We start from the raw sequence: 12,887 nt of genomic DNA, 5'->3' as shown, positions 1-12,887 counted from the left end.
CCCGCACGTCACCCGGACGGCCGTCGCGCACCGCCGTACGCACCGGGGAACTCGTGGCCGCCGGCTGGCGTTGTCATCAGCGGGAGGGTCCACTGGATCAGAGTGTTCCCCAGCTGCACGACTTGGAGGGCGTACCGTGCACCGCCGGCACAACGGGCTCAGGACCGCCGTACTCCTCGGGGGACTGTCCGCACTCATCATCGTCATCGGTAGCTTCTTCGGCCGCGCGGGACTCGTCGTCGCGGTCCTGGTCGCTCTGGGCACGAACGCGTACGCGTACTGGAACAGCGACAAGCTGGCCCTGCGCGCGATGCGCGCCCGCCCGGTCAGCGAGTTCGAGGCGCCGGCGCTGTACCGGATGGTGCGGGAACTGTCCACGCAGGCCCGCCAGCCCATGCCCCGGCTGTACATCTCGCCGACGGAGGCCCCGAACGCCTTCGCCACGGGCCGCAACCCGCGCAACGCGGCCGTGTGCTGCACGGAAGGCATCCTGCGCCTGCTGGACGAGCGGGAGCTGCGCGGCGTCATCGGCCACGAACTGAGCCATGTCTACAACCGGGACATCCTGATCTCCTCGGTCGCCGGCGCGCTCGCCTCGGTGATCATGTTCCTGGTCAACTTCGCCTGGCTGATCCCGGTCGGCCGCTCGGACGACGACGACGGCCCCGGCCTGTTGGGCATGCTGCTGATCATGATCCTCGGCCCGCTCGCCGCCACCCTGATCCAGCTGGCCATCAGCCGCTCCCGGGAGTACGAGGCGGACGCCTCCGGCGCCCAGCTCACCGGCGACCCGCTCGCCCTGGCCGGCGCCCTGCGCAAGCTGGAGACGGGCACCCGGCAATTGCCGCTGCCCCCCGAGCCCCGGATCGAGACGGCGAGCCACATGATGATCGCCAATCCCTTCCGTCCGGGCCAGGGACTGTCCAAGATGTTCTCCACGCACCCGCCGATGGCAGAGCGCATCGCCCGGCTCGAAAAGATGGCGGGCGGCCACCGATGAAGGCCGTATTCACCGTTTCGGTGGCCGTTGTTTCCGGCCTCGTGAGCCGCGTGGAATCCTGAGGCTGTCCGGGGGAAAACGCGGGCGTCACCGCGCGCCTGAGGATTGTCCAAGGCCCGTCGTCGTCATCCTGTCCTTCGAGAATGCGGCACCAGGGACGACGAAAGGTTGGCCGAGTGAAGCTCACCAAGCGGTTCGCCGCGATCAGTACCGCCGCGATCACGGTGGTGCTCTTCAGCGCCGGCGGCGCACAGGCTCAGGGCGACGGGGGGCTCCTGTCACGCCTGGGCGTCACGTCACTGCTCCAGGCCCCCTACCGCGGGGGGCAGGGAGGCTCCGACACGCAGAGCACTACGAACACGACCACCCGCAATAACACCAACAACAATAATAACAACAATGCCGGTAATGGGGTGAACAACAACAACAATAACAACAACAACGGGGACAGGAACACGACTACCAACACCAACAACAACAACATCCTCGCCGGAACCCAGGCGCAAGGCGGCGGGGGACTTCTCTCGCTTCTGGGCATCCCGCCACTCCTCCAGATCTGTCACCCGACGGGGCAGGCCGCACAGGGGAACAACACCTTCACCGGCAGCCAGAACCTCAACTGCAAATTCAGTTGAGGTGACGAATCCGTCGCGGAGCCCTATTCGCGCTCGGGATGGTGGAGTTTGCGGGCGGCTTCGTGGCGGGTGTGGACGTTGAGCTTGATCAGTACGGCCCCCACGTGATGCCCCGCCGTCTTGGGGCTGATGTAGAGGCGGGCGGCGATCTCGGCGTCCGAAAGGCCCTCGTCCAGCAGCTTCAGGACGTCCATCTCCCGGTTGGTGAGCCGGTACGGATTGGCCCGGGTGGCCGGCCGCGGGCCTCGCCGGATCGGGCGGACACCGCGGACACGCATCAAAGAGCGGGTGCGAGCCACGGCCGGCCGGGCACCGAGGCCCTCGAAGGCGGCCAGGGCCTGGCGCAGCGCGGGCGCGTCACCGGACAGACGGGCCAGCGCGGCGTCGTACGGGCAGCCGAGCCCGTCCCATCGTGCCGCGGCGCCGGCCCAGTCGCCGGCCAGTTCCAGCGCGTACGGTCCGGCCGCCGGGGCCTGCGGAGGCTCTCCTCCGGCACGGCGGACCCAACAGGCCAGGGGACCGGACAGCCAGGGATGGGTACGGTTCGCCAGCGCGGCCAGACCGCGTCGGCCATCGGCCTGAACCTGCTCGTGATCACCGGCCAGCCAGGCCGCCTCGACCCGGGCCTCCCACCCCAGGCCCGTGTCGAGCAGGCACTCCGGATCGACCAGGCTCGCCGCTCGGTCCAGCAGCGGCCACACCTCGGGCCTGCCCTGGCGGGCCCGTACCAGGCCCAGCACGGTCAACGCCAGGGCCCGGGCGACCGGGGGCGAGCCGGGGTGGGACAGGACCTTCTCCGAGACATCGGCGGCCTGCGGCCACAGGCCCCGGTGGAGCAGCCCCCAACTGCCCCAGGCCCTCGCGCACAGCAGGTAGGCCGGCAGGCCGCGATCGAGGCAGTAGGTCTCCGCCCGGCTCACGGCCGCGGTCGACCGGGCGGCATCCCGCCGCAACGCGGCCAGCCAGCACAGGACGAGCGTCATGGAGCCCGTGTCCGGCGACAGGTCACGCGCCCTCGCGTCGGACACCGCCTGCTCGCAGTCCTCCCAGCCGTGCCCTTCGCTCAGCAAGCGTGCCGCCGCGGCATGGAAGCGCGCCTGGACAACCACCCCCGCATCGCCGGAGCGCTCACCCACAGCGATCGCCTTCTCGGCGTAGGCGGCGACCACCGCCACGCCCTCATGCGCGTAGCAGGCCAGTTGACAGAGGTTCAGGTACGCCCTGGCCAACTCCCTGCCCGGTGTCAGCCCTTCGAGTACCCGCACCGCGTCCAGGCCGGTCTGCCTGGCCTCGGCGGCCCGCCCGGCCGGCCACAACCAGCATGACAGCCAGCGCAGGTCATCGCCCTCATGCGACCGGTCGCCGAGCGCACGGCGCAGCCTCACCGCCGTACGGCACGAGGCGATCCCCTCGTCGAGCTGGCTGGACAGGAGACAGGCCTGGGAATGGCCCTCCAGCAGAGAGATGTGTCGCTCGGGCGGCAGGCGGTCGGCGTACCGCAGGGCACGGGCGTACTGGCCGGCGGCTTCCCGGTGCGCGCCCAGCGCGGCGGCACGGACGGCCGCCGCGGGCGCGTACTCCAACACGGCGGCCGGGTCCCCGGCGCCGTCGGCGTGATCCGCCAGCAGCGGCAGATCCTCCGCGGCAACCGGGCCGGACCGCATCGCCGCCAGCACCTGCCGGTGGACCCGCAGACGGTAGGCGGCAGGCACGGCCTCCAGCACCGCCAGCCGGGTCAGTTCATGGCGGAACTCCGTCACCTGTCCGTGGGTGCGCACGATGCCGCAGGCCGCGGCCTCGTCGAGGGCCTCCTCCGGGGCCGGCAGGATGCCGGCCAGCAGGGGCAGCGGGACCCGGGCCCCCAGGACGGCCAGGACGTCGACCACCCTGCGCGCCGCGCCCGACAGGCCCGCCAGGCGGCCGGCGACGGCCTCGCGCACGGTGGCCGGGATGGGGTCGGCGGGCGCGGCCAGGATCTCGGCGACGATGAAGGGGTTGCCGGCGGAGAGGCGGTACAGCTGCTCGGTGTCCACGGTGCGTCCTGTGGCCAGCCGGGCGACGGCCTCGCGGCTCAAGGGGGCCAGATCGTGGCGGTAGACCCAGGGATAGCCGGCCAGGGTGCCGAGGAGGGCGGTCAGGCCGTGGGTGCGGCCGATCTCGTCGTCGCGGTACGTGGCCAGGACCAGCGCCGGAACGTTCGGCAGGCGTCGGGCCAGGTACCGCAGCAGGTCCATCGTGGCCTCGTCGGCCCAGTGGATGTCCTCGACGACCAGCAGGCTGGGGTAGGCACTCAGGTCGGCGAGCAGGCAGTCGTAGACCTCGTCAGAACGGCCGGAGCCGGTCAGCGTGCCCGTCAGGGCGGTGCGCGCCTCCCGGCCCAGGCGCGGAGCCAGGTCCAGCAGAGGACCCAGGGGCCGGGGGGAGGCGAGCGGGTCGCAGGCGCCGATCACGACCCGGACGTGGGGATCGGCCAGTTGGGCGAGACGGTGGACGACGGCGGTTTTGCCGATGCCGGCCTCGCCGCGGACAAGGGCCAGGCGTCCGGGGCCACTCACGGCTGCCTTCAGGTGACCGGTGAGGTCCTGGAGTACGGCCTCTCGCTCTAGAAGGTCCATCACCAGTCAGTTTCCTCCGGTGGCCGGAGCCGCGCAAAAGATCCAGACCCGATCAAGGCCCCCGGGCGGGTGGGGTCTTGTCGCGGACTGCCGGGCGGTACGTGGGGTGCGCCGGACTACGAGGTGGGGTGGCCCGGGTGGAACTTGGGGTGCTCACCCGATGCGCCCGCCGACCACGGCTGGGCATGCTGGCCGAAGAGTGTCGGACCCGGGTATCCGAGTTCGCGGCACCGGGCGTTCCGCGCCGAGCGCGCCACCTGTCATGTGCCTCCGGAACGACTCTGGCGGTGCATGCAGCACCTGAAACTCCCGGGAACCGATCCGGCACCGAAATGGACTGCGATCCACGACGTCCATGCCCGCGGAAAGGAAACATCATGACGAACAAGTACGCCAAGCGTGCGGCCCTGGTAGCCGCATCGGCAGCTCTGGCTGCGGGAGGCGCCCTGGTGCCGTCGAGCTCCTTCGCCACCCCGGCACCCACCGGAACCCACGCGATGGCGCCGAGCAACCACGGCGGAAACAACAACAACAACAATAACAACAACAACGGCAGGGGCGGAAACAACAACAACAATAACAACAACAACGGGCGAGGCGGAAACAACAACAATAATAACAACAACAACGGGCGGGGCGGGAACAATAACAACAACAACAACGGCAGGGGTGGGAACAACAATAATAACAACAACAACAACGGGCGAGGCGGGAACAACAACAATAACAACAATAACAACGGCGGAGGTGCGAACAACAACAATAACAACAATAACAACGGCGGAGGTGCGAACAACAACAATAACAACAATAACAACGGCGGAGGTGCGAACAACAACAATAACAACAATAACAACGGCGGAGGTGCGAACAACAACAATAACAACAATAACAACGGCGGTGGCGGGAACAACAACAATAACAACAACAACGGCGGTGGCGGGAACAACAACAATAACAACAACAACGGCTGAACTTGAGGGTTCGGCGGCCAGGTCTCCGAAATTCCCTGGCCGCCGGACTGTCGCGTTCGCGCCTCGCGGCGCTCCGCCTGCCTGCGGCTCACAGGGTGATGACGATGCAGAAAGCGGCCTTGCGCAGAGGCGTCCTTGCAGTGGCGGCGGCGACCTGCTGGACAGCCCTGGGTGTATGGGATGCCACGATCAGTGAAGCAAGTGGCTCACTCGTGAATTCGGCGACTCGGTGTTATGCGACGCGGGGAAACCCGGACGATGTCGTGTGTTATCGGAATTCCTGGAAGGCGGAGTACAGGCGCGGCGAAATAGTCTACGTACCTTTTCTCATTCAGGTACCCAAGCCTTCACATGTGCTGCCCGTGATTCTCGTCGACAGCCTGAATGATATTCATCCGAGCGGTACCGTGGCCGCCTAGGTGTCACAGCCGCCGTCCCCCCAGACCTCGTCACAGCCGCGGTCCGACTGGTGGGAATGCGAGGGGACATGAGCCGGGGCTGCCGTCGAGGCGGTTTCCGGAGCGCCTAACGCGGCGGAGCCGGCCAGGAGAAGGCCGAGCGCGAACACCGTCAAGGGGTGTTTGGTGTGCTGTGTACCCGTACGGATCGAACTGAGCATAAACCCATTGTCGGACATTATTCGGGCTGCATCCAGTTGAACCGCGGCAAGGGAGACCGAGGCAATGAGGCGGTGAGTTCAGCGTCCGCCGAATGCCTCGTCCGTGGGCACGACCTCCTGTCCCAGCGGCATGAGCGAGATGGGAATGAGCTTCAGGTTCGCCCAGCCGAAGGGAATCCCGATGATCGACAGGAACAGGGGGATGCTCGTGATCAGGTGGGCCAGTGCGAGCCACCAGCCCGCGAAGACGATCCAGATGACGTTGCCGACGCATGACGGCGCTCCGGCGTCGGGCCGTTGCACGGTGGTACGGCCGAACGGCCAGAGGACGAACCCGGCGATGCGCAGCGACGCGATGCCGAACGGGATGGTGACGATCAGGACGAAGCAGATCAGGGCGGCGACCAGGTAACCGATCGCCATCCAGAGCCCGCAGAAGACGAGCCACAAGATGTTGAGCAGCAGGTTGAACACCTTCATGACCGGTACCTCTCCAGGCAGCTCGGTCGGCATGCCTGCTACCGCCAGTATCAGCGGAGCACGCGCTCAGGAGGAAGCGGAGCGCTCTCGCGGGGAGCGGTGCGCGCTGCTGTCGGTCCTCGGGCGCAGGCGGGGCCGCTCTTGACGGTGCCTGGAGCCGGGAGCCCGAGGATCGACCCTTCCGGCGTACGTCACCCCGCGTAACGCCCCGCCCACCACCGCCGTACGCCGTAGGCCGCCCCGCCCACCGCGAGGACGCCCGCGCCCGCGGCCACCGAGGCCGGGGGCAGCGCGAACGCCAGCGTGGCGCAGCCCAGCAGGCCCACCGCGGGCACCGTCCGCGAGCGCGGGGCCGTGCTCAGCGTCCAGGCGGCGGCGTTGGCGACGGCGTAGTAGGCCAGCACACCGAAGGACGAGAAGCCGATCGCGCCGCGCACGTCCACCGTCGCGGCCAGTACGGCGACCACCGCGCCCACGGCCAGTTCCGCCCGGTGCGGCACGCGGAAGCGCGGGTGCACGGCTGCCAGGGCGCCCGGCAGGTGCCCGTCCCGGGCCATGGCGAGCGTCGTACGCGAGACCCCGAGGATCAGCGCGAGCAGTGAGCCCAGCGCGGCCACCGCGGCTCCGGTCCGCACCACGGGCACGAGCCCCGGCACCCCGGCCGCCCGCACCGCGTCGGCCAGCGGCGCCGCCGCCTGCCCGAGCCGGCCCGCGCCGAGGACGGCGAGCACGGCGACGGCCACGCACGCGTACACCACCAGCGTGATCCCCAGGGCCAACGGGATCGCCCGTGGGATCGTGCGCGCCGGATCGCGCACCTCCTCCCCGAGGGTGGCGATCCGCGCGTACCCGGCGAACGCGAAGAACAGCAGCCCAGCCGCCTGGAGCACCCCGTCGGCCCCCGCCGACAGCCCGATGTCCAGCCGCCCCGCGTCGGCCTGCCCGGAGACCAGGCACACCACGACCACGGCCGCGAGAATGGCCAGGACGACGGCGACGATCGACCGCGTCAGCCACGCGGACTTCTGGATGCCGCCGTAGTTGACGGCGGTCAGGGCCACCACCGCCGCGACCGCCACCACGTGCGCCTGCCCCGGCCACACGTACGCGCCCACGGTGAGCGCCATGGCTGCGCAGGAGGCCGTCTTGCCGACCACGAAGGCCCAGCCGGCCAGGTACCCCCAGAAATCGCCGAGCCGCTCCCTGCCGTACACGTACGTCCCGCCGGAAGCCGGGTAGCGGGCGGCGAGCCGGGCCGAGGACATGGCGTTGCAGTAGGCCACCACGGCGGCGAGGGCAAGGCCCGCCAGCAGCCCGGACCCGGCCGCCCGTGTGGCCGGCCCGAGGGCCGAGAAGACGCCCGCGCCGATCATCGAGCCGAGGCCGACGACCACGGCGTCCCGCACGCCCAGGGTGCGCCGCAGCCCGGCGTCGGTACGTGTCATGCGCCGCACCCTACTGATCGCGGCAACCGGCGGGTGGACCTGTGACGTCCTCTTCATCGACACGGCACGAACACGCGCGCGACGCGCAGCGGGTCCGGGAGCGAGAACTCACACGGAACCGACGGTGCGGACACAGCGCGGAAGGGCAGGTTCACGGCATGAGCATCATCGGTTGGATCATCCTGGGACTGCTGGCCGGAGCCATCGCCAAAGTCCTCCTGCCGGGACGCGACCCCGGCGGCTTCATCGGTACGACCCTCATCGGCATCGCGGGCGCGTTCATCGGGGGCTGGATATCGGCCCGCTGGCTGGACCACCCCATCAGCAAGCACTTCTACGACGGCGCCACCTGGGCCGCGGCCGTCGGCGGCTCCCTGGTGCTGCTGATCGTCTACCGGATCCTGTTCGGCAACTCACGCGACTGAGCGCGCGGCGCGGCAGCACGGCAGGCGCGGCAGCGCGAGGGTGGGCACCACGCCGCACGGTTGCGCACCGCACGGTTCCGCACCACGGGGCGCGGGGTGCCCACCCTTCTCTCTCTTACCTCTTACCGGTAGTTCACGAACTGGAGCGCGAAGTCGAAGTCCTTGCCCTTCAGCAGGGCGATGACGGTCTGGAGGTCGTCGCGGCTCTTGGAGCTGACGCGCAGCTCGTCGCCCTGGACCTGGGCCTTCACGCCCTTGGGACCCTCATCGCGGATGATCTTCGCCACCTTCTTCGCGTTCTCCTGGGAGATGCCCTCCTCGATCGACGCGAAGATCTTGTACTCCTTGCCGGAGAGCTGCGGCTCGCCCGCTTCCAGCGCCTTCAGCGAGATGCCGCGCTTGATGAGCTTCGACTGGAAGACGTCGAGGACAGCCTTCACCCGGTCCTCGGAGTTCGCCTCCATGAGGATCTTGTCACCGGACCAGGAGATCGAGGCCCCCACGCCCTTGAAGTCGTAGCGCTGCGAGATCTCCTTGGCGGCCTGGTTGAGGGCGTTGTCGACCTCCTGCCGCTCGACCTTCGAGACGATGTCGAAACTGGAGTCGGCCATGTCCTGTGGCTCCTTGTATCGGGGTGCGTATCGGGTGCGTGCCGGCGTGCGCGGCGGCGACCGCCGGGCCCGGTGGAGTACCGGGCCGCATCCGCACCAGCCTAGCCACCCCGCGCCCCGCCAGGTGGAGATCAATCGGGTGGCGAAGCACCCCCGGGCATCGGGTATTGTTTACGTCGTTGCCGGGGAGCACCGCCGAAAGCGGGTTCGAAGCGGCAGCACTACCCGGCGGTGTGGCTCAGCCTTCCCAGGTTCGAATCCTGGCGCCGCCACACGGGAGCGAGGCCCCGTGATCTGCGAGAGCAGGTCACGGGGCCTTCGTCGTTGTCTCCGGGTGCCGTGGGCGGGACCGGGGTACCGCTGGTCGCGCCGCGCCCTCGCACCTCATTAGAATCGAACGCGTGAACGAGGACCGTCCGCTGACGCGTCTCGACATGCTGCGCTTCGCCCGCCGCGTCGTCGAACACCAGGCCGCCAGGCAACTCGCGCTGATGGACCGGTGGATCGCCGACGAGGAACGCCGGGAGGCCGAACGGCAGCGCCGTCTCGGCGCCCGGAAGGCCGCCGCGGAGTGGGCCATCGAGCGCGGTCTCAGCGGCCGGAGCGCGGTGTACGTCCACGTCGGCGGCTGTACGGGCGCCGGCGGCGGGCGGGCGAAAGGCGTCGGCCGGGAGCAGGCGGTACGGGCCCTCACCGAAGAAGGAGTCCCCGCGTGCCCGCTGTGCCGGCCGGACACCGCGCTGGGGATTCTCGAATGACCGGCCCGGGTGCGGGCCCGGCCGGTCCGGATGATGCTGGAGCCATGGCCGGGAAACGTCCCATCATCGTGCACCTGCCGTCCCCGACCGGCGGTCGCCGGGTACGGGTGGACGGCGAGATCCTCGGCCTCGCGCACAACGTGCGGGACCTGGTGGAGTTCCTCCGCCGGGCGGGGCTGGAGATCGAGCCGGAGGAGGTGGCCGACTCACCGCTGATCGACTGGCGCGGAGTGGGCCCCGACCGGTGGGAGGCGGAGACCCGGACCTGATCACGCCGCCGTCGTCGGCCGGGAGAGGTGCGCCGAACGCCCGCTCGGGCACACTGACGGCATGTCCTCCCGACGCAGAACCTGTCCCGTGTGCCACCGCGACATCGCCGTCGTCGCGGGCCGCTTCGCACGGCACGACCCGCCCGGGGCACGGGAGAACGGGGAACTCGTCTCCTGCGCCGGGTCGCGACAGCCGGCGCAACTCGGGGCGGTGCAACCGTCCTTGGACGGCTACGCCGTGCCCGAATTCCCCGGGCAGCTGCCGCTGTTCTGAGCCCTGACGGGCCGACAGCAGGCGGGTCGAGGTCTCCTACGGCTCGTCAGTACGCGGGCGCTGACGGTCAGGAAGGGGCGAGGCGGGCCTGACCGGTCAACGGCCGGCCGCCCGGCTCAGTTCCCGGCGACCGACTTCACCGCCACCGACACCGGCGTCGAACCGCTGATCAGCTCCAGCGTGAGACCGGCCGTCGCCGGCGTGTCCACCAGTTCCGCGAGGATGGTCGCCACGTCGTCCCGGGGGATCGAGCCGCGCCCCGTGTGCGCCTCCAGCCGGACCAGGCCGGTGCCCGCTTCGTCCGTCAGCGCGCCCGGGCGCAGGATCGTCCAGTCCAGCGCCTCCTGCCGGGTGACGTAGGCGTCGGCCTCACCCTTGGCACGCAGGTACACGTCGAAGACGTCGTCCCCCTGGTGCGCGGGATCCGCTCCCATCGAGGACACCACCACGAAGCGGCGCACACGCGCGCGTACGGCCGCGTCCGCGAACAGCACCGCCGCGCCCCTGTCCACCGTGTCCTTGCGGGCCGCACCGCTGCCCGGACCCGCGCCGGCCGCGAACACCGCCGCGTCGGCGCCCTGGAGGTGCGCCGCGACCTCCTCCACCGAGGCGGACTCAAGGTCGAGCAGGACCGGTTCGGAACCGGCCGCGCGCAGATCGTCGCCCTGCTCGGCTTTGCGGATGATGCCCGCGACCTCGTCCCCGCGCGCGGAGAGCACACGCTCCAGCCGCAGCGCGATCTGACCATGACCACCAGCGATGACAATGCGCATGGAACCGACCGTACGCCCGGAGAGCCGCATCCGCCGCACGAGTTGACCGCCGCGTCCGGAGCACCCCGAAGGCGCGCCCGCGCCCGCTCACTCCCGGACGCTCACCAGCGCGGCTCGGGGCGTACGCGCGGACGGGCGCCGGTGTGCGAAGGGGCGGTTCGCCGGTGGGCACGGCTCCCCGACGCCCGCCCGGCACGCAGCGAACGACCCGCGCGCGGAGCGAGCCCGCCGCGAACGGGGAACGATCACGCGCCGTCCGGGCACTTCGTTCCGCTGCCCACATGCGCCCCCGGACACCCCGTTCCACTGCCCGCACACGCCCCCTGCGCGCCCCAAGCGTGCCCCCCCCAGACACCCCGTTTTCCGCCCGCACACGCCCCCCTCCGCGCCCCCAGCGCACCCGCCGACACCGCCTCACGACTGCACGCCGACTGCACACCGGCTGCACACACCCGCGCCACCACGAAGCGCTCCGCGCCGCCCCCACGAGGTCTCACAGCCCCGGCCGGCTCCCGCACCGCCCCACGCCAACCCGCTCCCACCGGCTTCCCGCACTGTCCCGCCGCTCACGACAGTTCCCCCCGCCCCTGCCGCGGCAGGCCCAGTTCCGCTGTCGCCGCCGAGTTGCAGTACTCGCGGACCGCGCTCGTGCGGGCCACCACTCGGCCGCGGTGGACGACGATCCGGCTGTAGGCCAGGGACAGCGCACCGGGGAGGTGGTCACCGCGTACGGCCAGCAGTTCGGCCGGGAAGCCCGCTTCCACGCGGACCTCCGGCAGGCCCAGCACCGCGCGTGCCGAGGCGCACACGGCGTCGTAGGCGTCCTCGGGGCGCAGACCGTGGGCGGAGGCGAGGAGGTAGGCGGCCTCCAGCGGGTCGCCGCGGCCGACGGGGTTCGACACGTCGCGCAGGGCACCGCTGCCGGCCGCCACCCGCACCCCGGCGGCCCGCAGCAGCCGTACCGGTGCCGTGCCCCGCCGATCGGCGCCGCCGCAGCCGCCCTGGGGCAGGCACACGACCGTCACTCCGGCCGCCGCGAGCTGGTCGGCGACGCGGGAGGCGGCTTCGGTGGGCAGGCGCGCGAGACCGGCGCACGGTCCGATCGTCACGCCGGGGCGCAGGCCCCCCGCCATGGCCGCGAGCCGGGAGAGCCGGGCCGGGTCGGCGGCGTCCGTGTGCAGGTCCACCGGGCAGCCGTGTTCGGAGGCCACCTCCAGGACCGTCTCCACGTAGCCGGTGGGATCGGGGTCCAGGTCGGGGCAGCCGCCCACCACACAGGCGCCCATCTTCACCGCGTCCCGCAGCACCGCGAGCCCGTCGGCCCCGGCCGCCCCGGTCAGCAGCCGTGGCATCGCCACCGCCGTCAGCTCCGCCAGCCCCCGCAGCGACCGTCGCGCCTGCAAGACCGCGCCCAGTGCGCCGAGCCCCTGGACGTCGCCCACGCGCACGTGCGCGCGTACCGCCGTCGCGCCGTGCCCGAGCTGGAGCAGGGCCGCCTCCGTGGCCCGGCGCTGGACGTCCTCGGGGGCGTACGACGCGGGGCCGGGGCGCTCGGCCGACAGGGCGGTGTCGCCGTGGGCGTGCGGTTCGGCCGGTGCCGGCAGGAGCAGGTAGCCGCTCAGGTCCACGCGCGTGGCGCTCGTCCGGGCCGGGCCCGGCGCGAGACTGCCGGTGGTGCCCACGGCCTCGATGCGCCCGCCGCCCAGCCGTACGTCCACCGTTCGGCCGTCGGTGAGGCGCGCCCCGCAGAGCAGGAGCGCGGCCTGGTCGGACGGTCCGGAGGACCCCGACGAGTTCGACGGCGGTTGCGGCTGCGGCTGGCTGTCGGGCATCGCGCTCCAGGGTGGGGCCGGGGGGCGGGCGGGCCGGCGTGGGGAATCGGGGCCGTCCACCGCCCAAGATCACGCAGAGTGAGTCGAGCCTAGGGCGACGAGCCGCGCGGGACGCGCAGGAGCGCAATAGTCGTACCGGCGTGGCCCGCCCCAGGAGGCACACGCGTCGCTCACCCG

General features: G+C 71.1%; 12 protein-coding genes, 1 tRNA gene and 1 CRISPR repeat array. Of the genes, 7 read left to right on the top strand and 6 right to left on the bottom strand.

The features are described from left to right. The first annotated feature begins 136 nt into the window (after positions 1 to 136). Entirely contained in the window at positions 137 to 1,000 is an 864-nt protein-coding gene (htpX, locus tag IE294_RS14545) for a zinc metalloprotease HtpX (protein ID WP_189885960.1), read from the top strand. A gap of 176 nt (positions 1,001 to 1,176) precedes the next feature. Further along, the gene (locus IE294_RS14540; protein WP_189885958.1) at positions 1,177 to 1,635 is read left to right on the top strand and encodes a hypothetical protein; all 459 of its coding nucleotides are present in this window, start codon (positions 1,177 to 1,179) and stop codon (positions 1,633 to 1,635) included. A gap of 23 nt (positions 1,636 to 1,658) precedes the next feature. Here IE294_RS14540 and IE294_RS14535 read toward each other — a convergent pair whose 3' ends face one another. The 3 genes from IE294_RS14535 to IE294_RS14520 form a co-directional block, all read right to left on the bottom strand. Continuing rightward, positions 1,659 to 4,250: a helix-turn-helix transcriptional regulator gene (locus tag IE294_RS14535; protein WP_189886177.1), complete on the bottom strand. Its 2,592-nt coding sequence runs from the start codon at positions 4,248 to 4,250 to the stop codon at positions 1,659 to 1,661. 527 nt (positions 4,251 to 4,777) lie between these two features. Then, a CRISPR array of direct repeats spans positions 4,778 to 5,221; the repeat unit is 24 nt; unit sequence AACAACAATAATAACAACAACAAC. A gap of 700 nt (positions 5,222 to 5,921) precedes the next feature. Further along, complete coding sequence (locus IE294_RS14525; protein WP_189885954.1) at positions 5,922 to 6,323, bottom strand: YccF domain-containing protein; 402 nt, start codon at positions 6,321 to 6,323, stop codon at positions 5,922 to 5,924. A 191-nt stretch (positions 6,324 to 6,514) separates the two neighbouring features. Further along, on the bottom strand, positions 6,515 to 7,768 hold the full coding sequence (locus IE294_RS14520) for an APC family permease (protein WP_189885952.1): 1,254 nt from the start codon (positions 7,766 to 7,768) through the stop codon (positions 6,515 to 6,517). Positions 7,769 to 7,926: 158 nt separating this feature from the next. On the opposite strand from IE294_RS14520, the gene IE294_RS14515 reads away from it, so the two are divergent. After that, positions 7,927 to 8,193: a GlsB/YeaQ/YmgE family stress response membrane protein gene (locus tag IE294_RS14515; RefSeq protein ID WP_014674331.1), complete on the top strand. Its 267-nt coding sequence runs from the start codon at positions 7,927 to 7,929 to the stop codon at positions 8,191 to 8,193. A 122-nt stretch (positions 8,194 to 8,315) separates the two neighbouring features. Here the strand turns inward: IE294_RS14515 and IE294_RS14510 are convergent, their stop codons facing one another. Continuing rightward, a complete protein-coding gene (locus IE294_RS14510) occupies positions 8,316 to 8,804 on the bottom strand; it encodes a YajQ family cyclic di-GMP-binding protein (protein WP_189885950.1) in 489 nt (162 codons plus the stop codon). 138 nt (positions 8,805 to 8,942) lie between these two features. On the opposite strand from IE294_RS14510, the gene IE294_RS14505 reads away from it, so the two are divergent. The 4 genes from IE294_RS14505 to IE294_RS14490 all read left to right on the top strand — a co-directional run bounded on the left by IE294_RS14505 (position 8,943) and on the right by IE294_RS14490 (position 10,105). Continuing rightward, positions 8,943 to 9,076: transfer RNA gene (locus IE294_RS14505), tRNA-OTHER, on the top strand. A gap of 129 nt (positions 9,077 to 9,205) precedes the next feature. After that, the gene (locus tag IE294_RS14500; protein ID WP_189885948.1) at positions 9,206 to 9,562 is read left to right on the top strand and encodes a DUF6233 domain-containing protein; all 357 of its coding nucleotides are present in this window, start codon (positions 9,206 to 9,208) and stop codon (positions 9,560 to 9,562) included. Positions 9,563 to 9,606: 44 nt separating this feature from the next. Then, positions 9,607 to 9,831, top strand: a complete 225-nt coding sequence (locus IE294_RS14495; protein WP_030641125.1) for a hypothetical protein — start codon at positions 9,607 to 9,609, stop codon at positions 9,829 to 9,831. A gap of 61 nt (positions 9,832 to 9,892) precedes the next feature. Beyond that, positions 9,893 to 10,105 carry a hypothetical protein gene (locus tag IE294_RS14490; protein ID WP_041665432.1) on the top strand — a complete coding sequence of 71 codons (213 nt, stop codon included), beginning with the start codon at positions 9,893 to 9,895 and terminating at the stop codon, positions 10,103 to 10,105. Positions 10,106 to 10,221: 116 nt separating this feature from the next. Here IE294_RS14490 and IE294_RS14485 read toward each other — a convergent pair whose 3' ends face one another. Next, positions 10,222 to 10,878, bottom strand: coding sequence for an NAD(P)H-binding protein (locus IE294_RS14485; protein ID WP_189885946.1), 657 nt, complete (start codon positions 10,876 to 10,878; stop codon positions 10,222 to 10,224). A 566-nt stretch (positions 10,879 to 11,444) separates the two neighbouring features. After that, positions 11,445 to 12,710, bottom strand: a complete 1,266-nt coding sequence (locus tag IE294_RS14480; RefSeq protein ID WP_189885944.1) for an amidohydrolase family protein — start codon at positions 12,708 to 12,710, stop codon at positions 11,445 to 11,447. Positions 12,711 to 12,887: the final 177 nt, after the last annotated feature.

It is taken from the genome of Streptomyces canarius (assembly GCF_014650735.1).
Classification (GTDB): Bacteria; Actinomycetota; Actinomycetes; order Streptomycetales; family Streptomycetaceae; genus Streptomyces; species Streptomyces olivaceoviridis.
Note: the sequence above shows the minus strand (reverse complement) of the source record. Positions and strands in the feature narration are given on the sequence as shown.